The sequence below is a fragment of the Tianweitania populi genome (assembly GCF_014652875.1).
Taxonomy (GTDB): domain Bacteria; phylum Pseudomonadota; class Alphaproteobacteria; order Rhizobiales; family Rhizobiaceae; genus Tianweitania; species Tianweitania populi.
On the sequence record NZ_BMZQ01000002.1, the window covers coordinates 623813 to 648911 of the forward strand.

A 25099-nucleotide genomic window follows, 5' to 3' on the forward strand; every position below is an offset into this window, starting at 1 on the left:
GGATCAAACCAGAGCGGGCATAGGGGCCGGTGTCGGCTCGCTGCGCTTGGAGGCGCCGGCGTAGCGGCGTGTCATGGCCGCGCAGAATTCGGCGAACTCTTCCGGCACCTGCGGCGCGCTGGAATGATGCGGGGCGATGCCGCGATGTTCGGGCGTGAAGCAGTAGGTCACCGTCACGTCGAAATCGGCGAGCGCTTCCATCTGCTTGTCGAACCAGTCGAGCGCGTTGGGGCGGAAGCTGTCAGCCCAGGAAATACCGGTGCGCAGATAGGTCACGCCCAGACGCTTCATCCAGGCCACGGCGTCTTCCAGGCGGTGGTCATGATAATGGAACCACTGCACGACGCCCATGTCAGGCGTGAGCTCGGCAAAAGCTTCAGCGGCTGGCTTCGGTGTGCCGTCCTGGCGCAGAAGGCCCATGTAGAAGTGGCGGTAGTAGGAGGAGCCCTCCGCTTCGCGATGACGCGTGGTCGCTTCCCATTCGCGCGGCAGATCGTAGAGCGAATACCAGTGAATGCGCGGCGCCTGACCTTTAAGAAGCTCGGCCGTGCGCTTGATGCCCCAATGCTGCACTTCCTCGGCGCCAAAGGTCGAGATGCCGACCTCGCTGACCCAAACCGGCAAATGGGTCAGCGCCCGAATTTCCTGCACCTTCTGCGGCCATTCGCCGATCTGCCACAGGTTCCAGTCGAGCGGGAAACCGTGCACGGCAACCGCGTCGACATGGTCGAGCACGCCAAAATCCTTCATTCGGTTGATGAAGATCGGATCGATCGGCGAGATGCCGCCCAGCACGCGTGTCAGGCCCGGCGCTTCGGCGGCGATCGCCTGGCCTGCGAGCTTGGCCATGTCAGCAAATTTCGACCAATCCGGATCGACTTCGGGATCCCAATGCGACTTGTTGTTGGGTTCGTTCCAGATCATCGCCGCTTCGATCACGCGCGGTCTCCTTTTGCGGGGTACACCGCTTCTGCGCCATAAGGGCGATCAGTCGTGCGGCAGATATAAACTTCCTGTTCCGGATGCGCCTCGATCCGAAAACCGGCGCTGCGCAGCATGGCTTCCATGCCGGCGCGGTTGGGCACCCACCAGTTGGTGGGATCATCAGCATAGCGATGCTCGATAAAAGACATGTGCGGAAAAGCGGGATCGTCGAACAGCTTGGTGTTCTCGAAAGGATAGTTTTCCGCCACCTCGGCCACATCCTTGCTGCCGCGCTGCATGGATTGAAACACCAGCAGATCATCGGCAACATGCTCGCGGATCAGGTCGAGCGCGAGCAGTGGGTGGCGCAGATGATAGAGCACGCCCATGAACAGCACGACATCGAACTTTTCGCCGAGCTTGCCGACATCATAAACCGACAGCTGACGGAACTCGATATCGGCGCCCTCGACCTCGGCCACGAAGCGCGCCTGCGCCAGATAGGCGTCGTCGAAATCGACACCCAACACGCGCTCAGCGCCGCGGCGTTTCATTTCGAGCGAGTAGAAGCCGCCATTGCAGCCAATATCGAGCACCGTCTTGCCGGTCAGATCGGCCGGGATCGCATCGGCGAACTTGCGGAATTTCTGTCGGGGATAATTTCCCAGGAAATGATCGGGCGCCGTCAGTTGTCCCTGAAGATCGATATTGTGAAACCAAGGGCCGAGCTCTCTGATGCGGCCCTCTATTTCGCTGCTTGAAAGCGACAAACCCAATCTCCTTTTCGCGCCTGTTTCACTCAAGAAAAGGCTAGGCGCTTCATTTTAGGTGGCAAGTTCGCCTCATGCGATCGTCTCGTTCAGCCATAGAAGCCTGGCACCCCAATCCCCCCATACGATCGGGGTGATGGAGGCTGGGCTGATATCAAAGCGATGGACATGGCCAAGCGGCAGATCCAGCACGTGGCAAACAACGGCTTTGATGATGTCGGCGTGGGTGACGAGCACCACCGCACCGTCTGCGCGGAGGGACGCCGCGTCAGACAAAGCCGCAACCGCCCGCGCTTGAACCTCGCTCATGCTTTCGCCGCCGGCCGTTCTCGCCGTTCCGCGCTGCTCGTTCCATTGAACCCAGGCAGGGTCGCAGTTGAGCGCGTCCCAGGTCTTGCCAGACCAGGCATCGCCAAAATCGATCTCGTCCAGCCGCTCGTCGGTCCTAACGGTCAAACCATAGGCCAACGCTACGGCTGAAGCCGTTTCCTGCGTGCGCTCGCGCGGGCTGGCGATCACCGCATCGAAGCGCTCGCGACCCATGCGCTGTCCCAGACGCTCTGCCTGCGCCCTGCCCTCCACGCCCAGCCGGATACCGGGGGTGCGACCGGCTAGAAAACTGCCGACATTGTCATGCGCGGCATGACGGACGAGGAAGATCGTCGTGGTCACTGGGGCGAACCGGCTGCTGATCCAGCTCCGGCAGGCTCATTCTCACCGCCGATGAAGGCAAGCGTGCGCTCGCGTGCCTCGGCATCCGTGAACTGCTGCGGCGGCGACTTCATGAAGTAGCTGGACGGCCCCGTCAGCGTGCCGCCGATGCCGCGATCCATCGCGAGCTTGGCGCAACGCACGGCATCGATCACCACGCCGGCGGAATTGGGCGAATCCCACACTTCCAGCTTGAGCTCGGCATTGAGTGGAACGCCGCCGAAAGTGGTGCCTTCCAGACGGATATAGGCCCATTTACGATCGGTGAGCCATGGCACGTGGTCGCTGGGGCCGACGTGAACATTGCCGGGTTCGAGCGGCACGTCGATCTGGCTGGTGACGGCTTGGGTCTTGGAAATCTTCTTCGATTCCAGCCGCTCCCGCTCCAGCATGTTGAGGAAGTCGGTGTTGCCGCCGAAATTCAGCTGGTATGTGCGGTCCAGCCTCACGCCGCGCTCGCGGAACAGATTGGCCAGCATGCGGTGCACGATTGTGGCGCCCACCTGGCTCTTGATGTCGTCGCCGATGATCGGCACGCCCTTGTCGGCAAAACGCTGCTGCCAATCCGGCTGCGAGGCGATGAAGACGGGGATGCAGTTGACCAGCGCGACGCCGGCTTCCAGCGCCTGCTCGGCATAGAACTCGCTGGCCTTCTGCGAGCCGACCGGCAGATAGGACACCAGAACGTCGGCGCCGCTCTGGCGCAGGATTTCCGCCACGTCGACAACAGGTTCGGACGACTCTGTGACCGTGTCTTCGAGATAACGGCCGATCCCATCCATGGTCGGGCCACGCTGAACCGTTACGCCGGTTTTTTCGACGCCGGCAAACTTGAATGTGTTGTTGGGCTCCGCGAAAATCGCATCCGAAACGTCCCGGCCGACCTTGGTGTCCGCGACATCAAAGGCGCAGCAAATCTCCACATCGCCGACATGGTATCCCCCGAGGTCGACATTCATCAGGCCAGGAACGGGTTCGTTGCCGCTCGCTTCACGATAATAGTTCAGACCCTGAACGAGAGAGGACGCACAATTGCCGACGCCGACGATTGCGACACGGACTTTTCTGGAACCCATACAATTCCCGATCACCGGAGCTAAGTACATGGCTCAACATTGTAGGGCCCTGGATTGTTCCTTCCAGCCGCCCAGCAAATCGCACTGACATTGCCCGTCACGATGAGACGGCAGAAGGCTTGACCATGTGGGTTTATGGCGACGCGCAACGAGCCGGCAAAACGCATGATCTGGCAGCGCGGATCGCCGGGACGCTCGATCATCTGGGAGATTGCCCTCAAGGGATCGTGCGTCATGCCGAGATCGTCACGGCCTTCGTGGATGCGTCGGAACTCATCCAGGGTTTGATCGATGCTGCGTTCCACGAACGCGGCTTCGATGCCGAAACGCCGGAGCAGGAGCGACTGACCGGGCTGCTGTTCGACCTCGCCAAGCTCGTGGAAAGCAGCTGGCGAACGGGCTTTGTTGAACAGGATGTGCCAGCCGCACTTGTCAGCGCGATGGCAGATTTCGCGCGTGATCAACCTGGTGAAGTCACCACGCGCAGTGCGGAAGGCTACAGCATCTATGCGCTTTATCCGGAAACCTACCTGGAGGCGGCTCGTGCCTCTGGCCTGGGTGCCGACACGATCGTCATCGGTATCCGCAGCATAGGGCTCAGCCTGTCATGCCTCGTGGCTGCGGCAATGAATGCGCAAGCGCCGATCAGCCTGCGACCGGTGGGTGATCCGTTTGCGCGTAGGATCGAGGCCGATCCGCAGCTTCTCCAAGCCGTGCTCGCTCGTGGAGAAGCGCCGATCGCGATCGTGGATGAAGGGCCGGGCCTGTCGGGCAGTTCGTTTTTCGCGGTGGCGGACTGGCTGGAAGGTGGCGGAGTTGAGCGCGATCGCCTCCACTTCTTTCCCAGTCACGGCGGCGAGCCGGGCGGACAAGCGTCTGCGGATCATCGCAAACGCTGGCGCGCCGCGTCGCGTCATACGGGCGATTTTGACGAGACCCTTCTGCACGAAGGCAGGCTTCAAGAATGGATCACCGACCTCCTCGGGCCGCTCGATTGCCCGTTGCAGGATCTTTCCTGGGGCAACTGGAAAGGGGAAGGCGATAGGTCACCGGTAGATGCGCGACTGGAGCGACGGAAGTGCCTGGCGCATACGTCTGACGGATCGTTCCTGCTAAAATTTGCTGGTCTGGGATCAGAAGGGCAGCGGAAGTTCGATGTGGCGGAAACGCTCTTCGCGGCTGGTTTCGCCGTTGAACCGATCGCAACCCTGCACGGCATGATCGTCGAGCGATGGATCGACAGCGAGCCCCTCACCGACCGCTACGACCGCGCGGGCCTACTAGACACACTCGGACGCTACCTTGCCTTGCGCGCGACTTTGCCCGCGCATAACGAAGGGGCTTCTTTGACCCTGCTGGCGGACGTGGCTGCTTTCAATGCAGGCCAAGCTTTCGGTGAGGAGGCGGCCGAAAGTGTCCGACGTCTGACGAAAGATGCGGCCACCATGCAGCGGCTGGTTCATCCGGTCGATGCGGACAATCGTTTGCATCAATGGGAATGGCGGGTGACCGCTGATGGTCAGCTTATCAAGACGGATGCGCTTGACCACAGCAGTGCGCATGATCTTGTCGGATGTCAGGACATCGCCTGGGACCTTGCCGGCGCGATCGTCGAACATCATCTGACGGTGGAGGAAAGCAGCTTTCTTGCCAGCCAGGTCGGCAGCCTGAGTAAACGGGAGATAGAATGCGACCTCGTCGATCTGCTTGTGCCCTGCTATCTCGGCTTTCAAACCGGCTTGTGGAGCATGGCACTCGATGCGGCGTCTGACGATCGAAAGCCCGCGCTTCGCCATCTGCTCGAGCGCTACAAGCTGCGCCTGCGGTCACTGAAGTAGCAGTGCGCAACAAAAAAGGCCGCCCAGCGGACGGCCTCTTTTTAGTTCTGCCGGTCGATCAGAATACCGGGCAACCGCGGTCGCGGCCGAAGGTGATGGTGCGGCGGTCGCCACGACGGTCAGTGCCTCGCACCTTGATGGTACGACGGCCGGCATCGACGACACGCGCCCGGCGCAGACCCATGCGGTCAGCCTTGTCGAGGGCACGGCCTTCCGTGCAGCCACGCTCATCGCGGCGATCATCGCGGCGGTGATCACGACGCTCGATGACGCGCGGGCCGGACTGGCCGAGCTGGATACGCACATCCTGCGCCTGAGCGGGAACGGTGACCGTGAACAAGCCTGCGAACAAAGCGCCGGCCAAAGAAGCGGAGATAATCTTGCGCATAGTCTCTTCCTTATTCGAGCGCCCGAAGCGCTGGATGGATCAACAACGCCGAACCGGGCGAAGTGTTCACAGGCATGTGAAAGATCGTGTCACGCTTGTTGTGGGGCTGAAACAATGGCTTGAAACAAGCCGTTCAACGATCAGCCGAGATCCACGGGCGTCTTGGTCTGCAAACCGGGCTCGCGCGGATCGGTTGGCCGCACCACCATGCGATGGACCTTGGGCGGTTCGGTGCCGGCATGAAGCGCACGCACCGCATCATAGATGATCGCGTCGGCATGGGTGCGGCGCTGGTTGTGCCGGACGTAATCGTTCCAGGTAGGTACGTGGTAGGTCTCGATCCACTGCTCGGGATGCTGCGTGTCGCGCAACAGCTCCCAATGCCTGCCGCCATCCCGGCGGATGATGCGGCGGCGCTCATGCATGAGGTTCAGGAACCGCTCCGTATAGGTTTCGGGGATGATGTGCTCGATCATGATCGCCATCGGTCCGCTGCGTCCCTGAAGATCCAGCGCGAGATTGGGCATTTTCCAGCGGTTAAGCGGCTCGAGATTGTCTCGGGAAAGATTGGGCAGGGGCAAGCGCAGACCGACGGCCGCTCCCACGAGCATCACCACCACTGCCGATACAAGCGCGAACGACATGCCCTGGCTCTCGGCCAGCAGGCCCCACGCCCAGCTGCCCAGCGCCATGCCGCCGAAGGTGGCCGTCTGGTAGAGCGCCAGCGCGCGGCCGAGCACCCAGCGCGGTGTCGCAAGCTGGACGGTGACGTTGAACATCGACAGCGCCAGAACCCAACAGGCTCCGCCGATCAGCATGCCGAGCGCCACAAGCACTTCATTGCCGCCATAGGCGATCAAGGTTGCGCAGATCGCAAAGCCGATGAAGGAGCCGCGCGCAATGTTCTCGTTGGAGGTCATCTGCCGCACCTTGCCCCCGAGAAAAGCGCCGCCGACGGCACCGATGCCGTAGCAACCGAGCAGAAGGCCATAAAGCAGCGGACCGCCGCTGGGCAGATCGCGCGCCACGATCGGCAACAGCGCCAGCACGATGATCGCGGTGAAACCGAACAGAAAGCCGCGCAGCAGCACCTTCTCGATCTGCGGCGACATCGCGACATAGCGCAGGCCAGAAAACATCGCGCTGATCAGCGGCTCGCGCGGCAGGGTGCGCGGCGGGGTTTCCAGCTTCCAGCGTGAGATCACGAACAAAAGCGGCAGATAGCTGAACGCGTTCACCGCAAAAGCGGCCACCGCGCCGGCCGTAGCCACTATGATACCGCCGATCGCGGGGCCGACGCTGCGGGTAAGATTGAAGTTGACGCTGTTGAGCGCCACGGCATGCGGCAGGTCGCTGCGCGGCACCATTTCGCCCACGGAAGCCTGCCAGGACGGGTTGTTCAAAGCCGTGCCGCAGCCGATCAGAAAGGTGAAGCCGAGCAGCAGCCACGGCGTCATCCAGCCGAGATAGGTGAACAGCGCCAGAAACAGCGACACGACGAGCATAAAGGACTGCGCGGTCAGCATCACGCGGCGGCGATTGAAGTTGTCGGCCACCGCGCCTGAAGCCAGCGAAAAGATCATCACCGGCAGCGTGGTGGACGCCTGAACCAGAGCAATCATGTCGGCCGACGGCGCAATCGAGGTCATCAGCCAGGCCGCGCCCACCGACTGGATCAGCCCGCCAAGATTGGAAGCAAGGCTTGCGATCCAGACCATGCGGAAGATCGGGGACCGGAACGGAGACAAAGGCGAGCTTGGCAGCACCACGGGTTTTGCGGTTTCAACCTGGGCGCTGGTCGACGGTTCGACGCTGCTGCCTGTTGCTCGATCAGTCACACTACTTCCTCATGCGCTCGGCGCACTTAAAACCGCATCCGTGCTTCGGGCTACCTGTCACCTTTTGCCGGGAAAGCAAGTTCTTCCACAAGAGGCAGCTCAGCTGAAAACAGCTGTGCCAGGTCCCTCGTCAACGAAGCAAATTTCCTACTTTCTTGGCCAGAAAGAGGCCGTGAGTTCTCGTGCCGTCTGCAAAATCGTGCCGCGTGGCTCGGGATCGCCTTCCACGATCGCGCCCATGAAATTGCGCGCCTGTTCGAAGGTGATGTGCGGCGGGATCGGTCCGACATTGGGATCGGTGACCATGTCGAGCACGAAGGGCTTATTGGACGCGAGCGCTTCTTCCCAGGCCGGTCCGACCTCTTCAGGCCGCTCGACGCGGCGGCCGCCCAGGCCGATCAGCTTGGCGACTTCGGCATAAGGCACGTCGGGCAAGGTCTGGCTCGGCTCCCACTTCGGATCACCCGACTGAACGCGCTCTTCCCACGAGACGTAAGCGAGATCGCGATTGTTGAGTGCCATGACGATCAGGCGCGGGTCAGACCAGCGCTGCCAATATTTGGCGATCGTGATCAGCTCGGACATGCCGTTCATCTGCATCGCCCCGTCGCCCACGAGTGCGATCACCGGACGATCGGGATGAGCGAACTTGGCGGCGATTGCATAAGGCACTGCACAGCCCATCGTGGCCAGCATGCCGGACACCGACCCCATCATATCCTCGCGGAACTTCAGGTTGCGCGCATACCAGACGGAGGTCGTGCCGCTGTCGGCCACAACCACGCTGCGATCGGGCAGGCGTTCCGACAATTCGTGCACGACGCGCTGAGGATTGATGGGGTTGGCCTCGACCATGGCCGCTTCACGAGTTTGCGCCCAGGCTTCAGCCGTGGCGGCGCGGATCTTGTCTTGCCAGCTGCGATCCTGCTTGTGGTCGAGAAGCGGCAGCAGCGCTTCCAGCGTGGCGCGCGCATCGCTGAGGAGATTGACCTCCATCGGGTAGCGCAGGCCGAGCATGCCAGCCGAGATGTCGATCTGCACGCCGCGCGCCTGGCCCGGCTTGGGCAGGAACTCGGTATAAGGGAAGCCTGAGCCGACCATCAACAGCGTGTCGCATTCCTGCATCATCGTCCAGCTGGCCTTGGTGCCGAGCAGGCCGATCGATCCCGTGCAGAACGGAACGTCATCGGACAAAACGGCTTTGCCGAGCAGCGCCTTGGCCACGCCCGCGCCAAGCTTTTCGGCAACCGCCAGAACTTCTTCGCCAGCGCCAAGCGCGCCCGCGCCCACCAGCATGGCGACCTTGTTGCCGGCATTGAGGATGTCGGCGGCGCGACGCAGTTCCGCCTGATCCGGCACCACTGGCGAAAGGTCGATGCCGGGACCGGAATGGGTCATGCCGTGCGCCATCGCCGGCTGTTTCATGGGCTCCATCTGCAGATCGTTCGGCAGGATCACGCAAGTGACCTTCCGATCCGCCTTAGCGATGCGGTAAGCGCGGTCAATGAGATGCGGCACCTGTTCCGGCGTGAAGGCCGTCGCGACAAAGGCGCTGGCGACATCCTTGAAGAGGGATTGCAGGTCCATGTCCTGCTGGTAGTGCGATGCAATCGCGCTGCGAGCCTGCTGCCCAACCAAGGCCACGACAGGCTGGTGGTCGCCTTTGGCATCGTAAAGGCCGTTCAACAGATGGATCGCGCCAGGTCCAGAGGTCGCGATGCAGACGCCTACCTCTCCGGTGAACTTCGCCGTTGCAGTTGCCATCAAGCCGGCCATTTCCTCGTGCCGCACTTGCACGAAGTCGATGGCACCTTCCGTTCGCGCCAGAGCGCCGATCAAGCCGCCGATGCCGTCGCCTGGGTAGCCGAAAACGCGCCGAACGCCCCATGACTGCAAGCGCTTCCAGATAAAATCGGCAACGGTTTCGGCCATGGGAGCGCTCCTTTGATCGGGCGAGCTTGATTGTACAGCCAGCTTGGGCGGTGTTTGTGGCTAACCCAAAAGCTGCGCCGCTGTTCCATCAGCAACGAGGCATGTTCAGGCGGTTCGGTAAAGTTTTGCGTGATCGGGAACAGGTGTCCGCGCTGAGGCTTAGCCACCCGCCATCTCACACAAGATTGGAGACACTGATGACATCCGACAACGCCGATCGCTCCCGGCGTCTTCTTGTCGGCGGCATGTCCGCCGGCCTCGTCACGGCTTTCGCCAGCCGCGCAAGTGCCCAGGAAGGCGGCGCAGCTGCCAAGCCCGCAGCGGCAGCGGCTTCAACGCCGGCTGAAGCCTTGCAAGACCCCACGACGAAGTACCCCAAGCCGCCCTTCCCTGCACAAACGCAGGAGTGGCCAGGCCTTGCCAGCAAGATGGATCCGAAGCCGGATCATGGCGAGGAAAGCTACAAGGGTTCCGGACGGCTTGCCGGCCGCAAGGCGCTAATTACGGGTGGCGATTCCGGCATGGGCCGTGCCGCGGCAATTGCCTATGCCCGTGAGGGCGCTGATGTCGCCATCAACTACCTGCCGCAGGAAGAATCGGACGCCAAGGAAGTGGTCGCCCTGATCGAAGCGGAAGGCCGCAAGGCGGTCGCTATCCCGGGTGATCTGCGCGATCGCGACTTCTGCAACAAGCTGGTGGAAGATGCCGCGCGCGAACTCGGTGGCCTCGACATTCTCGTCAACAATGCCGGTCGCCAGCAGGCCAAGGAATCCTTGCTCGACATTTCCGACGAGTGGTTCGACTGGACCTTCAAGACCAATGTTTACGCCATGTTCTGGCTGACGAAGGCGGCTCTGCCGCATCTGAAGCCGGGCTCGTCCATCATCGTGACGACGTCGGTGCAGGCTTATGATCCGAGCGAGAACCTCGTCGACTATGCAATGACAAAGGCCTGCGGCCAGAGCTTCACCAAGAGCATGGCCAAGCAGCTGGCGCCGAAGGGCATTCGCGTGAATGGTGTGGCGCCAGGTCCGGTGTGGACGCCGTTGCAGCCTAGCGGCGGGCAGTTGCCGGAAGACATTCCGCAATTTGGCGCCGACGCACCACTGGGGCGCGCCGGTCATCCGGCCGAGCTTGCAGGCATTTATGTGCTGCTTGCGTCGAACGAAAACAGCTTCGCGACCGGCCAGGTGTATGGTGCCGTGGGCGGACATGGTGGTCCATAACCGCTACTTGGCAGCACAAAACAGCTATATGGCAGCCCAAAACGAAGGGAGCGCCGAGCATCGGCGCTCCTTTTCAGCCATTTGGCGACGCGATAAACGCAGCCCTCGGTGACGAGCGTCACGCGGCAGAATCCAGCAGCGATTTCACGAGGTCCAATCGCCCGGAACCGGGCTCGGATGGCTTGGCAAGAATCAAGCGATCTGCGCGACGCGAGATGTCGTCCCCCTTCAGCAAGGATTTCCATCGCCCTTCGTTCGGCGTCTTGCGGAAACTGATTGCGGTGGCTTTCGGACCGGCATCGACGCGCGCGATGCCACGGTAGCGGGCGAGCAGTTTCAGCCGCGTCAGGTCGAGCAAAGTGGTGACGGCTTCCGGCGGTTCGCCGAAGCGGTCGGCGATCTCTTCGGCAAAGGCGTCGAGTTCGTCGGCGCGCGTGATGCGCTGGAGGCGGGCATAGAGGTTGAGGCGGATCGTGGCTTCCGGCACATAGTCCTGCGGGATCGATCCCGCCATTTCCAGATTGATCTCCGGCTCGGTGCGATCGCCCGCCGCATCGCCGCGCGCGGCATCCACGGCTTGTGCGAGAAGACGCTGATACAAACTAACACCAATCAGCTTCATATGGCCGGCCTGTTCCTCGCCCATGAGATCACCAGCACCGCGCAGGTCTAGATCCCTGGCGCTGATGGCCAGGCCCGAGCCGAGGCGGTCGAAGGCAACCAGCGTCGAGAGACGGGAACGGGTGGCATCCGGAACTTGCTTGTCGGCTTCGGTGAGGAGATAGGTCACACCCTGAGTCCTGCCGCGACCGACGCGGCCGCGCAGCTGGTGGAGCTGGGCCAGGCCGAAGCGGTCGGCGCGCCAGACGATCATCGTGTTTGCGCGCGGTACGTCGAGACCGCTTTCGATGATGTTGGTGGATAGCAGAATGTCGCCATCACCGCCGGCAAAGCCGACCATGATCTCGTCCATGGCCTTAGCGTCCATCTTGCCGTGAGCCACGCGCAGATCGAGCTTGGGCACCAGGGTCTTGAGCAAGCCCTCGATCTCACCGAGATCCTCGATGCGGGGCGCGACGAAGAAGCTCTGGCCGCCGCGCCGCTTTTCGCGGATCAGCGCGGTCTTGAGCGAAGCCGCATCATAAGGCGCGAGGAAGGTTCGGATCGGACGGCGACGCGCCGGGGGGCTCGCCAGCACGCTGACATCCTGCACGCCGACCATCGCGGATTGCAGCGTGCGCGGAATGGGCGTCGCGCTCATGGTCAGCGTATGAAGGGCGGGTGCGAGAGAGCGCATCTGTTGCTTCAGCTTGGCACCGAAGCGATGTTCCTCATCGATCACCAGCAAGCCAAGATCTTTGAAGCCGACATCTTCCGCAACCACGGCCTGGGTGGCGACGACGATGCCGATCTCGCCTGATTTCAAGCCGTCCTTCACGGCGTCCATTTCCGCCCCGGCCGTAATACGGGAGAGATGGCCGACCTTGATGCCGCTTTCGGCAAAGCGGCGTTGAAACACCTCGAAATGCTGGCGCACCAGAACGGTGGTCGGCGCGATCATCGCGACCTGCTTGCCGGCGAGCGCCACGGCAGCTGCGGCGCGCAGGGCGATCTCCGTTTTGCCGAAACCGACATCGCCGCAGATCAGCCGGTTCATCACTTTGCCGGATTCCAGATCGTCCAGCACCGCCTCGATCGCCGCCGCCTGATCCGGCGTTTCGGGATAAGGGAAGCGTGACGCAAACTTGGCGTAAGCCGCACGCGGCGGCTTGATCTCTTCGGCGTTTTCTTCGGCGCGCGCCTTGGCGGCCGCGATCAGGTCGGCTGCCGCCTTGTCGATTTCGAGGCTGACAACGGCGCGACGCTTCAGCCAGGCATCCGTGTTGAGACGGTCGAGCTTCACGACCTCGGCTTCCGCGCCATAGCGCCAGATGCGGCCAAACTCCTCGACCGGGGACAGAACCGATGCTTCGCCGTGATATTCCAGCCGAACCGCGTCGCACTCGGCGCCATTAACGGTCACGCTTTCCAGCGCGCGCAAGATGCCAACGCCGCGATCTTCGTGGATCACGACATCGCCGACGCGCAGTTCCGGTTCCGAAAGGAGATCCTCGGTGGTGGCTTCGCTGTCGCTCAGCCGCGCGCCGAACAGGTCCGGGGCCGCGATAACCGTGATGTTGTTGTTTTCATCGATGAAGCCTGCATGAAGGTCGAACGAGCCTGTCAGCACACTGCCTTCCGGCGCATCGAGTGCTTCCTGCCAGCTGTCGACGCTGGTCACCTTGCCTTCGATGTTGCGCACCAGAATGCGCGACAGCCGCTTCAACTCGGTGGCAACGCCGGTTACCAGCACGCGCTTGTTTGCCTCGACCTGCTCCTTGACGAAGCGGCCGAACGCCTTTTGCGGCTGGCTTTCCAGGGTGAAGCGCCGCACGGGTTCGACGGCGCCAACATCGATCACAACCGGCTTGCGACTCTTGAGCGTTTTCTTCCAGGTCTTGGCGTCGAGGTAATAGGTGTCGCCGCCCCGCGTCTTGCCTTCACCGAATTCGCGGCGAGCCTGACGCGCATCGTCGATCAGGTCGAGGGCGGTGACGGCACGCTCTTCGGCTTCTTCCGACAGGCTGACGGCAAAGTCTGGCAGACGGTCAAACAGCGTGCCCATTTCGCCGTAAAGGGCTGACATGCGCGCTTCCATGCACTGGATGGACGCAGCATCGGCACTGTCTTCGTCGGCGGGGACTACCGCCTCACTGGCCGCGCCGATGGTAATGGTTTCGATCGAGTCGTCGGTGCGCTGCGTGGTCGGATCATAGGTGCGGATATCCTCGACTACCTCACCGTCGCCGAGGATGATGCGGACCGGAAAGGCGTCGGAGGCTGGGAAGATGTCGACGACATCGCCGAGCAATGCGGCTTCGCCCGCTTCATCGACGCGGTCGTCCAGGATGTAGCCGGTGCGGCTCAGGAAAGCGCCCAGCGCCTCGCGATCGAGCGTCTCGCCCGAGGTGATCGAGAAGCTGGCATCGAGCACGACTTCAGCTGGCGGCAGGCTTTGCAAGGTGGCTTCCGGCGAGGTCACCACCAGCCGGCGCCTGCCCGGCTCCGCATCGATTGCAGCCAGCACCGCCATGCGCCGCCCCATGCAGTCGCGCTGCGGCGGGGTGCGATCATAGGGCAGACAATCCCAGGGCGGCAGAACCAGCACCTCGATTGCGGGATCGAAGCAGCGCAGGGCCCGCGCGAGCTCGTCGGCATCGCGCTCGCTGCGCGCTATGTGAATGAGGCCGGGTGCATCGAGCTCGGCAAAAAAGGAAAGCAGGTGCGCCGCGACGGCAGCTGCCGGGGCATGGCGAACAACAAGATCGGTCGGCATCGGTAACGCGCCTGGAACAAGCTGCGGATCGGTGTCAGCCGCGGCTAAACGAGATGGCATGGAAGATCCTCAAGAAAAGCAGCATCCAAACCCGGTCGCCTTTGAACCGTTCCGGGCCAGCCAATAGCGTCCTGACAAACCTTGTCCGGGATGAGCCTGTTCCCCTTGAAGGCCCATCCGTGCGGTGACGGTTTGCCGCGCCGGTGAAATTTGGAAAATCTGACCGATTTCGGCGACTTTCGTCTAAGGACGTTCTCTTTGATGGAGGTTCCGCGAACCCGCGTTCCTCGACTTAAATGCTAGAAAACAAGTAGCTATACGCTCCAGATTTCGGACTACCTTGTGACCCTGAACCCCGCTTCCCATCCGCCTGCCTACCCCTCTGCCACGCCGCCCGCTTTGATCCAGCTGCGCGAGGTGGAAAAGACCTATGGCGGCCGTGCCGGCTCGAATGCTGTCACCGCACTGCATACGATCACCCTCGACGTGCCGAAAGGCGCGATCCTCGGCGTGATCGGACGGTCGGGCGCAGGTAAATCGACCTTGATCCGGCTGGTGAACGGGTTGGAACAGCCGACGCGTGGCCAGGTGATCGTGGACGGCGTCGAGATGTCGGCGCTGGATGAGCGCGCTCTGCGCCATGAGCGCCGCGCGATCGGCATGATCTTCCAGCATTTCAACCTGCTGGCGCGCCGAACCGCCTTCGACAATGTCGCCCTTCCGCTGGAGATCGCGGGCGCGAGCCGCGCCGAGATCAAGGCACGCGTCATGCCGCTGCTCGACCTCGTCGGTCTGGCCGACAAGGCGCGGCGTTATCCCGCCGAACTATCGGGCGGCCAGAAGCAGCGTGTCGGCATTGCGCGCGCTCTGGCGACCAACCCCAAGGTGCTGCTTTCGGATGAAGCAACCTCGGCGCTCGATCCTGAAACCACCGAACAGATCCTGACGCTGCTGCGCCGGGTCAATGCCGAGCTCGACCTGACGATCCTTCTGATCACGCATGAAATGTCGGTGATCAAGTCGGTGACGGACCGCGTCGCGGTGATCGATGGCGGGCGCATCGTGGAAGAAGGACCGACCTTCGACCTATTCACGCGGCCGCAGCATCCCACCACACGCTCCTTCGTGTCCTCCATCACCGGCAACGAGCTGCCCGCGCATCTGGCCAGCCGTTTGAGTGCCAAGCCACTGGCCGGAAGCCAGGTGCTGGTGCGCCTCACTTTCACCGGCGGCGATGCCAGCCAGCCCTTCCTGTCGGTGCTGACGCGCAAACTCGACATCGATCTCGGCATCATCCAGGGCAATGTCGATTATATCGGCGGCCATCCGTTCGGCACGCTGGTGGTCAGCACGCCGGCCGATCAGAACTGCCTGCAGGCGCTGACGGATGCGTCGCGCGACCTCGGCCTTCATGTGGAGGTGCTCGGCTATGTGGCCTGACGTCTTTTCCCCGCAGATCCTGAATCTGCTGATCTCCTCCTTCGGCCAAACGCTGTGGATGGTGGGCGTGTCCGGTTTGATCGGCTCGCTGATCGGCATTCCGCTCGGCGTGTTTCTGGCAACCAGCCGGTCCGGCGAGTTGTTTGCCGCACCCTGGGTCAACAGCGTGCTCGGCTTGATCGTGAATGCTGCGCGCTCGACACCCTTCATCATCCTCGTGGTGGCCATCGTGCCGCTGACGCGCTTTCTCGCGGGCACCTCGATCGGCACCAAGGCCGCGATCGTGCCGCTGACGATTGCCGCCGCGCCCTTTATCGCCCGCGTGATCGAGGGCGCCATTCGCGGTGTCGACCAAGGCCTGATCGAAGCCGCGCGGTCCATGGGCGCAACGCCGCTGCAGATCGTGCGCAAGGTTTTGCTGCCGGAAGCCCTGCCTGCGATCACGCTCGCCCTGACGCTGACCGTAGTCAGCTTAATCGGCTATTCGGCGATGGTGGGTGCGGTTGGCGGCGGCGGCCTCGGCGATCTCGGCATTCGTTTCGGTTACCAGCGCTTCATGCCCGACGTCATGCTGACGGTGGTGCTGGTGCTGATCATCCTCGTGCAGGGCGTGCAAAGCCTTGGCGATTTTCTTGCGCGGCGCTTCGACAAGCGTTCGCGGTTCTAAACCCTCCCAACCAAGGATCCATCGAAATGACGCTCAAAACCCTCATTGCCGGCCTGGCGCTTGGCCTCAGCCTGACCGCCGCTGCATCGGCCGAAACGATCAAGATCGGTGTGACGCCCGGACCGCATGCCCAGATTCTGGAAGCCGTGAAACCGCTTCTGGCGCCCAAGGGCATCGATCTCGAAATCATCGAGTTCTCGGATTACATCGTGCCGAACGAAGCGCTGTCTTCGGGCGAGTTGAACGCCAACTCCTTCCAGCACCAGCCTTACCTGGACAATCAGGTGAAGGATCGCGGCTACAAGATCGAGTCGGTTGCCACCACGGTGAACTTCCCGATCGGCGTGTATTCCAACAAGGTCAAGAAGATCGCCGACCTGCCCGATGGCGCTTCGGTTGCGATCCCCAACGACCCGACCAATGGAGGCCGCGTTCTACTGCTTCTAGCCGATGACGGCGTCATCAAGCTCAAGGACGGCGTGGGCACCACCGCCAGCATCGCCGACATCACCGAGAACCCGAAGAACCTGAAGATCGTCGAAATCGACGCCGCCCAGCTGCCGCGCGCTCTGCCGGACGTCGATGCCGCCGGCATCAACACCAACTATGCCGAACAGGCCGGCCTCGACCCGGTGAAGGATCCGATCCTGCGCGAAAGCCCGAAGGGTCCTTATGTCAACGTGATTGCGGTTCGCAGCGAAGACAAGGACAAGCCCTGGGTGAAGGAGCTGGTCGCCGCTTATCATTCGGCCGAGATCAAGGACTTTGTCGAGAAGACCTTCAAGGGCTCGGTTCTCGCCAGCTGGTAAAACCAGCCTGCCTTTGAGTGCTTGGCAAGCTCATGCCTTCTCTTGGGATGCATGAGCTTGTCCCTTCTAGGTATCGGTGCCGTCGTCTCCCGTTACCATTTTCGATGGCTCTTCCGATGTAAGCCGGTTTTCGCCGAGCTTCACGCCGCTCAGCCTCGCATTGAAGATCCGGCCGGCCAGCGCAGCGATCGCTTCGGCCGCCCGGGGCAGCGGCATTCCGTGTTCGCGGATGTTGGAAATACAATTGCGGCTCGCGTCCGGCGTGCCGCAAACGGGCGCATAGGTCAGGTAGGCGCCGAGACTGTCGGCGGCGGACAGGCCCGGACGCTCTCCGATCAGCGTGATGGTGACGCGGGCACCCAGGGTTTCGCCGATCGCATCGCCGAGTGCCACTCTGGCGCGGCGTGCCATCACGATCGGCGCCAGGGACAAGCCGGCCGACTGCAGCCTTTGGACAAGACTGGCTACAAGAGCCGCCGCGTTGAGGTTGATTGCCGTCGCCGACAGCCCATCCGCAATGATGATCACCACGTCAAAGCGCCCGCTTCGATCGGCTAGGGTCTGGCGGGAAGCAGGTGCAAGCAGGCGGCCTTTGTCGGGTCGGCGCACGTAATCGGCACGATCGACGGCCTGGCTCTCCACGGTGACGATCGGCAGGCCGAGCGGTTCGAGATGCGCCAACAGCGTGTCCTCGTCGACCTGCGACCAGACGGCGGCGCGTGCCCGCGCATGATCGAGTTGGAACCGTTGTTCATGCGCCGTCGGCGTGCTGGACCCGGCTCGCCCCAGCGCAATGCGCGCCTGCGTCAGGTCAGCGAAATCGGCGAGCTCCGTTTGTGCAGGCTCGGAAGCGGGATGGGCGGTGAGTTTGCTCATGCGGCAGCATCCGCGCTGGTCCGCATCGCTTCGATCAGCGCGGGCGGCATGTGGTCTCTCAACCGGCCCGCTTCATCCGCGAGGCCGACGTCAACCATCCAGGCCTCGAATTCGGGTGCCGGCCGCAAGCCCAGCGTTTCGCGGGCGAAGATCCCGTCGTGATGTGACAGCGACTGGTAGTTCAGCATGATGTCATCGGCGCCCGGTACGGTGATGACGAAGTTGACGCCGGCCGCGCAGAGCAGCGTCAACAGCGTATCCATGTCTTCCTGGTCGGCATCGCAATGGTTGGTGTAACAGACATCCACCCCCATCGGCAGGCCAAGCAGCTTGCCGCAGAAATGGTCCTCAAGCCCGGCGCGGATGATCTGCTTGCCGTTGAAGAGATATTCCGGGCCGATAAAACCGACGACGGTATTGACCATAAAGGGATCAAAGGCGCGCGCGACAGCATAGGCGCGCGCTTCCATGGTCTGCTGATCGACACTGAAATGCCCGTCAGACGACAAGGCCGAGCCCTGCCCTGTCTCGAAATACATGACGTTGCGGCCAATCGTGCCGCGATTCAGCGACAAGGCCGCGTCCTGCGCTTCGCGCAGCATCTCCAGACTGACGCCAAAGCCGTCATTGGCCTTTTGCGAGCCGGCGACGGACTGGAAAACGAGATCCACGGGAGCGCGCTTTTCCATCGCCCGCAAGGCGACCGATACGTGACCAAGACAGCAGGTCTGGGTGGGGATGGACAGGCGCTGGCGCAGGTCATCGAGCAGCGTCACGATGCGCATGTAATCAGCAAGACCGTCGGTCGCGGGATTGACGCCGATCACCGCATCGCCCGATCCCATCATCAGACCGTCAACGGCCGACAGGGCGATACCGAACGAATCGTCGGTGGGATGATTGGGCTGATTGCGCAAGGACAGTCGCCCCGGCAGGCCAAGCGTATTGCGAAAGCGGGTGACGACGCGCCGCTTGGCGGCCACCGCAATCAGGTCCTTGACCCGCATGATCTTGGAAACGGCCGCGACCATCTCCGGCGTCAGCCCGTAAGTCACGGCTTCCAACTCGGTCTGACCAACCGACGATGACAGCAGCCATTCGCGGAATGCCCCGACGGTCAGGCTGGCGACAGGTGAAAAGGCGTCGGGGTCATGCTGCCTGGCGATCAGCTCCGACACATCGTCATGCTCGCCATCGATCAGCTGCTGTTCAAGGAAAGCGCGCAAAGGCAGATCGGCCAGCGCCATCTGAGCAGCGAGCCGTTCAATCGGTCCGTCTGCCGCGATGCCTGCAAGCTCATCACCCGAGCGCTGCGGCGTCGCCTTCGCCATCAGTTCGGCAAGCGTGCTGAACCTGTAAACCGTCTGGTCGATCACGGCACGATAGGACATGGAAAGCCCGCCACAGTCTGGTTGACGCCGAACATCGCCGCCGCCGACGATGCGACAGGCTGCCTATACATCAACCCGCCGACGCGGTTCCATCAAGCTATCAGCGGCTTTCTCGGCGAAGAAATCGGATATCAACCGCAAGACATCGCCCTGCGCGCGCAAAATGCATCCAGGCGTGCGGAACCAAGGGAGCTGGTTTGGACAGGTGATCATCATGGAGGAAATGGTGCCGCTTGCGTGACTCGAACACGCGACCCCCGCATTACGAATGCGATGCTCTACCAACTGAGCTAAAGCGGCGTCGCCAAGCGGACGGAAGATGTCTCAAAGCGATCGTGCGCGGCTCATAGCTGGATTGGAGGCTGAGATCAAGCGAAAGCGTGCGAGGCTCTCGTTCACGCGATGTCGATGGGTGAGGCGGTGCGCGGCGAGGTGTTGCGTCCTATGTGACGGGTCAACGGCGCAGCTATCTGGTTTGGAGTTTTTCATGGCAGGACGATCCTCTTTCGGCTTTCTCGGCCGGTTCGGGCGCTCGGCCGATCTGCGCGCCTTCGACGAGGGCTTGCGGCGCTGCGATGTGCATCCCGCGCAAGTGGTGGATGGCGTGAAGCTCGCGGCCGTTCGGCTGGTGCAAAAGCACGGAAAGGCCGACAGCCTGCCGGACCGGGCCTATGAGGATGCCGCAGCACTCGTCGCTTTCACCGTCTTAGGCGAAGGGCGGATGGCTGAATTGTTGGGGCAAGATCTGGCGGAAACGCTGGCCGCGCGTGTCGAGCGGGCGGCGGACTGTCCGGATGGGCTCGATGCCGAACTCATCCTGCTGGCGCTGCACACGGGACTGGTTGCGCCCCATGTGGCTGATGCGTTCGGCCTGTCGATCGACGAAGGCTGACAGGTCCAGTCATCAGGCATTCGTGCGCGGGTTGCAGGATCGTGGCACAGCTGCGATTGAACCCGTTGCCGCTCTGCGTTAACGATTCGAACACGGCAAGGCTCAAGAGGACCCGGTGGACACACTCGAACGCGCCATTCGATCAGCGCTCGAAAAGGGCGATGCTGGGGATCGTGCATACCGAGAAAAGGTGTACCAATCCGCCTTCGCGGCGCTCGAACGCGCCTTGAACAATCCCAACGTGTCGGAAGAAAGTGCATTGGCGCGCCGTTCCAGCCTGCAGCAAACCATCGCCCGCGTGGAAGGCGAGCATCTTGCCGTGTCCCGGCCAGTGCCGGTTCAACCTCAGGACGAACGGCGTGTCGCACCTGAGGCTCCGCGCGTCCAAGCGCGCAACGAAGCGCCGCGCGTTGCGGAACCCGACCTACGCGCCGAACCGCGCCATCCTCCGCAGGCTCGCCCTTATCCGACCGAGCGCCGTGAGCCGGTTCTCGGCGGCGAACACCGTGCGCCGGTGCTGGACGAGTACCGGATTGACGCCGATCTCGATGAAACGGTGCGGGGCGAGCCGCGCAGCGTGCGGCGCAAGCGCCGGCCGTTTGCCATGCTGTTCGTGGCCATCACCGCTCTTGCCTTGATCGCGCTTGCCGCCTGGTGGGTGGTGGGCAGCGGCCTCCTTATTCCCGCGGAACAACGCGACGGTTCGGTGCCGAACCCCTCGCCGGTTCGCGAAGCCGAAGGGTTCAATCCCGCCGCCGGCACTGCGCCTGGCAACACGGGGGCGCCACGGCTTGGCGCCGAGGCCGCCGATCCCAACGCGATCGCGCTCTTTACGCCGGGCGAACAGGACGACTTCACCACGCCCAGCGATGCGGTTGCCGAGTTAACGGGCGAAGGCGAGGCCCGCGCGCTGCGCATCCATTCCGGCCGCTCCGGTTCGGCCATCGCCTTCAACGTGCCGCAGGACGTGTTGAAGCAGTTGGCGGGGCGGCGCGCTTTGTTCGTGGTGGAAGCGCAGGCGGAAGACGGCGAGGCCACCCAGATTTCGATCAGTTGTTCCTTCGGAGAACTGGGCGATTGCGGCGGGCGGCGGCGCTTCGACCTGACCGGCGAGCGCGGCGACGTGATCTTCGATGTCGATCTGCCGACGGTGGAGCCGGGATCCGATGGCACGATCGCCATCGTCAGCGATGTCTCCAACAACGGCAAGGCCGTGGACATCTATTCGATCCGCGTGTCTGGAAATTAAAAGCGGCTAAGCGTCCAGCATCGACTGCAGCGTTTCGATACGGTCAGCTTCTGCCGTCGGCTTGTCCCAGCGCAGGCGATTGATGCGGGGAAAGCGCATGGCGACGCCGGATTTGTGGCGGGTCGAGCGGTTGAGGCCTTCGAAGGCGACCTCGAACACCAGACCGGTGGTGCGGTCCGCGCGCACGGAGCGCACCGGGCCGAAGCGGTCGATCGTGTTGTCGCGCACAAATTTGTCGATCTGCTTCAACTCCTCGTCGGTGAAGCCGAAATAGGCCTTGCCGACCGGCACGAGCTCGGGCGCATCTTCCGGGCCGGACCAGACGCCGAACGTGTAATCGGAATAGAAGCTGGAGCGCTTGCCGTGGCCGCGCTGCGCATACATCAGAACGGCATCAACCGTGTAGGGATCGCGCTTCCACTTGAACCACGGACCTTTCGGTCGGCCGGGCACATAAGTTGAATCCCACCGCTTCACCATCACACCCTCGATAATGGGATGCGGCGGATGCTTGCGCATCTCGTCGAGCTGCGCCCAGCTGTCGAAGGACACAAAGCGGGATACGTCGAAGCGGGCGGGATCGAGCGTGGAAACAAAGGCCTTGAGATGCTTGCGGCGCTCGACGAAGGTAAGGCCGCGCAGGTCCTCTTCGCCGCGCTGAAGAATGTCGTAGACCCGCACGAAGACCGGAAATTCCGCCTGGACCTTGGGCGAAACGCTCTTGCGATTGAGCCGCTGTTGCAGATCGGAAAAGGTGGCGGTTCTGCCTTGCGGGTCGCCGACCAGCAATTCGCCGTCGATCACGCCATCGAAGGTGACGGCCTGCATCAGGTCGGGGAAGGAGCCGCTGATATCGTCGCCGGTGCGCGAATACATGCGATAGGTGCCGTTGTTGGCAACGACCTGAACGCGGATGCCGTCCCATTTCCATTCGGCCGCGTAATCCGACGGTTCAAGCTTGGTATGGTCGGTGTCGCCCATCGGCGTCGACAGCATGACCGGCCGGAACAAAGCCTGTGCCTGCGGCACCGGCTTGTCCGCCGTGCCTTCCAGCCAGGCAAACAAATCCGCGTAAGGCGCATGCAACCCGTGCCACAGCTCCTCGATCTCGTTGACCGGCTTGCTCCCGAAATCCGCGAGCGCCTGTTTGGCAAGGCGGGCCGACACGCCGATGCGCAACGTGCCGGTGACGAGCTTGAGGATCGCAAAGCGCTCGGAAGCGGCGGAATGATCCAGCAGATCGGTCAGCACCTTACCCGCATCGGAGCGGCTGACGGCCATCAGCCGTGCCGCCACATCCGCCAGACGCAGTTCGGTGCCTGCGCCGTCGTCGCCGGTCGGCCAAACCAGGCTGATCGTTTCGGCGAGATCGCCGACATAATCATAGGAATAGCCGAACAGAACAGGGTCCATACGCTCGCTCATCAGCGCCCGCAGCAGCGCCGGCTTCACGGCGGGAAAATCGAGGTCACCGATCAAGGCAGCAAGCGCCAGACCACGATCGGGATCGGGTGCGGCGCGGAAATAATCCACCATCAGCTGGAGCTTGCGGTTGCGCGACGGCGTAAGCACGAGACGGTCGAGGAGTTCGGCGAAGGCCCTCATTCCGACTCGTCCTCATAGCCCACGAGATGCAGCGGCTGGGCGCGCAGCTGCTTGAGCTCGCAATACCGCACCAGCGCTTCCTCGCGGCCGTGCGTGACCCAGATCTCACCCGCGCCCACTTCGTCGATCGTGTCGCACAGCTCGTCCCAGTCGCAATGGTCGGAGATGATCAGCGGCAGTTCGACGCCGCGCTGGCGGGCGCGCTGGCGCACCTGCATCCAGCCGGATGCGAAGGCTGCAACCGGATCAGCGAAGCGACGCGCCCAGCGATCCGCGAAGGACGACGGTGTGCCGACCACGATGGCGCCGGCGAAATCGGTCTTGGCGCCTTTTTCCAGCGTCGCAGGCTTCAGCTCGCCGAGATCGATGCCTTGCGTCTGGTAATAATCGCACAGCTTCTGCAGCGCGCCGTGGATAAAGATCGGCCGATCATAGCCGGCGTCGCGCAGTTCCTTGATGACGCGCTGCGCCTTGCCCAGCGCGTAAGCGCCGACCATGTGGGTACGGTCGGGGAATTGCGATACCGAACGCAGCAGCTTGGCTACTTCCGCCTTTGAATCCGGGTGGCGGAACACCGGCAAGCCGAAGGTCGCTTCGGTGATGAAGATATCGCAGGGCACCAGTTCGAACGCCTGGCAGCTCGGATCATGACGGCGCTTGTAGTCGCCCGATGCCACAATGCGCAGTCCGCCACATTCCACCGCGATCTGTGCCGAGCCAAGAACATGGCCGGCCGGATGAAAGGTCACCGTGCAATCGCCGAAGCTGATCGGTTTACCCCATTCGGCCGCCTGACTGCTTTGTGCGAAAGTGGCGCCATAGCGGATCGCCATGATGTCGAGCGTTTGCTGCGTGGCGAGCACGGCCGTGTTGCCGGGGCGCGCATGATCGGCATGGCCATGCGTAATCAGCGCGCGCGCAACCGGGCGCACCGGATCGATGAAGAAATCGCCGGGCGGGCAGTAAAGGCCTTCGGGGCGGGGATGAAGCAGGTCTTGGCCGCGCATGGTCTTCTAGATAGGTGCGCGAGCCCAAGCGGGAAGTCTGCCTTGCGCAGGCTCTTGCCAAGGGCCGGTTCTGGCGTCATACGCGTCCACCTTCTCCCTTTTCAACGCGGTGGCCGATGGCCTTTACGACCCTGTCTTCTGGACTGTCCTCCGGCGACTTTCTTGCCGACCGCCGCGCGGACTATGCCGAAATGCTGGCGGAAGGCAGTGACTGGACCGCCGCCGCGGAGCTGATGACAGGGGCTCTGGAGATCGCACCGAACTGGGCCGCCGGCTGGTTTCGCCTCGGTGAGCTGCGCGAGAAGGCAGACGACACGGCGGGCGCGGAACAAGCCTGGCGCGAGGCCCTGCGCTTGGAACCGACCGACCGCTTCGGCGCCACACTGAAGCTTGCTTTGCTGGGCGCCACTCCTATTCCCGAGACACCACCGGCCGACTTCGTGGAAGCCTTGTTCGACGATTATGCCGACCGTTTCGATCATGCGCTGGTCGACAAGCTCGGCTACCGCGTGCCCGAACTGCTGGAAGCTGCCCTCCACGCAACCGGTCGCACCCACTTCGACAAGGCGGTCGACCTCGGCTGCGGCACAGGCCTGATGGGCGAAAGGCTGCGGCCGCTTTGCGGCGGTCTGGAAGGCATCGACCTTTCAGCCGAAATGCTGCGCAAGGCCGACGCTCGCAGCGTGTATGACCGGCTGATCAAGGGCGACATCGCGGAACTGGACATCGCACCGAGCATCGACCTCGTCACGGCGGCCGACGTCTTCATGTATGTTGGCACGCTGGAAGCCGTGTTCGCCAAAGTGGCCGCGATGCTGGAAACCAGCGGGCTATTCGCCTTTTCGGTGGAAGCGTCCGATGGCGACGATCTCGTGCTGCGCGAATCCCGCCGCTATGCGCATGGGCGGGCCTATGTGGAGCGGGAATTGGCGAGAGCGGGGTTTGTGCTGGTGTCGCTAACGGAGGACACGATCAGGAGGGATCGCGGCGAGGCGATCAGGGGGCTGGTGGTGGTGGCGGCGAGACCGACTTGAAATATCCGATAGAACGCGTACCATATTTATGTACACAATGATTTTGAGTG

General features: G+C 62.7%; 20 protein-coding genes and 1 tRNA gene. 8 read left to right on the plus strand and 13 right to left on the minus strand.

What is annotated here, in order from left to right; all coding sequences use genetic code 11:
• Positions 1 to 3: 3 nt before the first annotated feature.
• The 4 genes from IE166_RS12340 to IE166_RS12355 all read right to left on the minus strand — a co-directional run bounded on the left by IE166_RS12340 (position 4) and on the right by IE166_RS12355 (position 3481).
• The gene (locus IE166_RS12340; protein ID WP_189504252.1) at positions 4 to 939 is read right to left on the minus strand and encodes a beta-xylosidase; all 936 of its coding nucleotides are present in this window, start codon (positions 937 to 939) and stop codon (positions 4 to 6) included.
• Positions 936 to 1694, minus strand: a complete 759-nt coding sequence (locus tag IE166_RS12345; protein ID WP_189504254.1) for a TIGR04290 family methyltransferase — start codon at positions 1692 to 1694, stop codon at positions 936 to 938. Before IE166_RS12345 ends, IE166_RS12340 begins: the two co-directional genes overlap by 4 nt.
• A 72-nt stretch (positions 1695 to 1766) precedes the next feature.
• Positions 1767 to 2366: a histidine phosphatase family protein gene (locus IE166_RS12350; protein WP_189504256.1), complete on the minus strand. Its 600-nt coding sequence runs from the start codon at positions 2364 to 2366 to the stop codon at positions 1767 to 1769.
• On the minus strand, positions 2363 to 3481 hold the full coding sequence (locus IE166_RS12355) for an inositol-3-phosphate synthase (RefSeq protein WP_189504258.1): 1119 nt from the start codon (positions 3479 to 3481) through the stop codon (positions 2363 to 2365). The genes IE166_RS12350 and IE166_RS12355 overlap by 4 nt, the downstream gene beginning before the upstream one ends.
• Positions 3482 to 3600: 119 nt before the next feature.
• Between IE166_RS12355 and IE166_RS12360 the strand changes: the two genes are divergently transcribed.
• Complete coding sequence (locus tag IE166_RS12360) at positions 3601 to 5319, plus strand: hypothetical protein (RefSeq protein ID WP_189504260.1); 1719 nt, start codon at positions 3601 to 3603, stop codon at positions 5317 to 5319.
• A 58-nt stretch (positions 5320 to 5377) separates the two neighbouring features.
• Here IE166_RS12360 and IE166_RS12365 read toward each other — a convergent pair whose 3' ends face one another.
• From IE166_RS12365 to IE166_RS12375, 3 genes are all read right to left on the minus strand, one after another.
• Complete coding sequence (locus IE166_RS12365) at positions 5378 to 5707, minus strand: hypothetical protein (protein WP_189504262.1); 330 nt, start codon at positions 5705 to 5707, stop codon at positions 5378 to 5380.
• Positions 5708 to 5847: 140 nt separating this feature from the next.
• Positions 5848 to 7425 carry an MFS transporter gene (locus tag IE166_RS12370; RefSeq protein ID WP_189505908.1) on the minus strand — a complete coding sequence of 526 codons (1578 nt, stop codon included), beginning with the start codon at positions 7423 to 7425 and terminating at the stop codon, positions 5848 to 5850.
• Between the two features lie 267 nt (positions 7426 to 7692).
• Complete coding sequence (locus IE166_RS12375; RefSeq protein WP_189504264.1) at positions 7693 to 9477, minus strand: thiamine pyrophosphate-requiring protein; 1785 nt, start codon at positions 9475 to 9477, stop codon at positions 7693 to 7695.
• Positions 9478 to 9674: 197 nt separating this feature from the next.
• Between IE166_RS12375 and IE166_RS12380 the strand changes: the two genes are divergently transcribed.
• On the plus strand, positions 9675 to 10703 hold the full coding sequence (locus IE166_RS12380) for an SDR family oxidoreductase (RefSeq protein WP_189504265.1): 1029 nt from the start codon (positions 9675 to 9677) through the stop codon (positions 10701 to 10703).
• Positions 10704 to 10821: 118 nt separating this feature from the next.
• Here the strand turns inward: IE166_RS12380 and IE166_RS12385 are convergent, their stop codons facing one another.
• Positions 10822 to 14079 (minus strand): DEAD/DEAH box helicase, encoded by a 3258-nt coding sequence (locus tag IE166_RS12385; RefSeq protein WP_189504267.1) that lies wholly within the window; start codon positions 14077 to 14079, stop codon positions 10822 to 10824.
• A 342-nt stretch (positions 14080 to 14421) separates the two neighbouring features.
• Here IE166_RS12385 and IE166_RS12390 point away from each other — a divergent pair, with 342 nt between their 5' ends.
• From IE166_RS12390 to IE166_RS12400, 3 genes are read left to right on the plus strand one after another with little or no spacing between them, the layout of a single operon-like run.
• Positions 14422 to 15519, plus strand: coding sequence for a methionine ABC transporter ATP-binding protein (locus IE166_RS12390; protein WP_189504268.1), 1098 nt, complete (start codon positions 14422 to 14424; stop codon positions 15517 to 15519).
• Entirely contained in the window at positions 15509 to 16186 is a 678-nt protein-coding gene (locus IE166_RS12395; protein ID WP_189504270.1) for a methionine ABC transporter permease, read from the plus strand. Before IE166_RS12390 ends, IE166_RS12395 begins: the two co-directional genes overlap by 11 nt.
• Before the next feature lie 26 nt (positions 16187 to 16212).
• Positions 16213 to 16995, plus strand: coding sequence for a MetQ/NlpA family ABC transporter substrate-binding protein (locus IE166_RS12400; protein ID WP_189504272.1), 783 nt, complete (start codon positions 16213 to 16215; stop codon positions 16993 to 16995).
• A gap of 66 nt (positions 16996 to 17061) precedes the next feature.
• Here IE166_RS12400 and eutC read toward each other — a convergent pair whose 3' ends face one another.
• The 3 genes from eutC to IE166_RS12415 all read right to left on the minus strand — a co-directional run bounded on the left by eutC (position 17062) and on the right by IE166_RS12415 (position 19562).
• On the minus strand, positions 17062 to 17871 hold the full coding sequence (eutC, locus tag IE166_RS12405; protein ID WP_189504274.1) for an ethanolamine ammonia-lyase subunit EutC: 810 nt from the start codon (positions 17869 to 17871) through the stop codon (positions 17062 to 17064).
• A complete protein-coding gene (locus IE166_RS12410) occupies positions 17868 to 19262 on the minus strand; it encodes an ethanolamine ammonia-lyase subunit EutB (RefSeq protein ID WP_189504276.1) in 1395 nt (464 codons plus the stop codon). Before IE166_RS12410 ends, eutC begins: the two co-directional genes overlap by 4 nt.
• A gap of 224 nt (positions 19263 to 19486) precedes the next feature.
• Positions 19487 to 19562: transfer RNA gene (locus IE166_RS12415), tRNA-Thr, on the minus strand.
• Between the two features lie 187 nt (positions 19563 to 19749).
• On the opposite strand from IE166_RS12415, the gene IE166_RS12420 reads away from it, so the two are divergent.
• Both IE166_RS12420 and IE166_RS12425 read left to right on the plus strand, forming a co-directional pair.
• Positions 19750 to 20154 carry a hypothetical protein gene (locus tag IE166_RS12420; RefSeq protein WP_189504278.1) on the plus strand — a complete coding sequence of 135 codons (405 nt, stop codon included), beginning with the start codon at positions 19750 to 19752 and terminating at the stop codon, positions 20152 to 20154.
• 115 nt (positions 20155 to 20269) lie between these two features.
• The gene (locus IE166_RS12425) at positions 20270 to 21403 is read left to right on the plus strand and encodes a hypothetical protein (RefSeq protein ID WP_189504280.1); all 1134 of its coding nucleotides are present in this window, start codon (positions 20270 to 20272) and stop codon (positions 21401 to 21403) included.
• Positions 21404 to 21409: 6 nt separating this feature from the next.
• Here the strand turns inward: IE166_RS12425 and IE166_RS12430 are convergent, their stop codons facing one another.
• Both IE166_RS12430 and IE166_RS12435 read right to left on the minus strand, forming a co-directional pair.
• On the minus strand, positions 21410 to 23008 hold the full coding sequence (locus IE166_RS12430; RefSeq protein WP_189504282.1) for a cisplatin damage response ATP-dependent DNA ligase: 1599 nt from the start codon (positions 23006 to 23008) through the stop codon (positions 21410 to 21412).
• Positions 23005 to 24015: a ligase-associated DNA damage response exonuclease gene (locus IE166_RS12435; RefSeq protein ID WP_189504284.1), complete on the minus strand. Its 1011-nt coding sequence runs from the start codon at positions 24013 to 24015 to the stop codon at positions 23005 to 23007. The genes IE166_RS12430 and IE166_RS12435 overlap by 4 nt, the downstream gene beginning before the upstream one ends.
• 116 nt (positions 24016 to 24131) lie before the next feature.
• On the opposite strand from IE166_RS12435, the gene IE166_RS12440 reads away from it, so the two are divergent.
• On the plus strand, positions 24132 to 25049 hold the full coding sequence (locus tag IE166_RS12440) for a methyltransferase domain-containing protein (RefSeq protein ID WP_189504286.1): 918 nt from the start codon (positions 24132 to 24134) through the stop codon (positions 25047 to 25049).
• Positions 25050 to 25099: the final 50 nt, after the last annotated feature.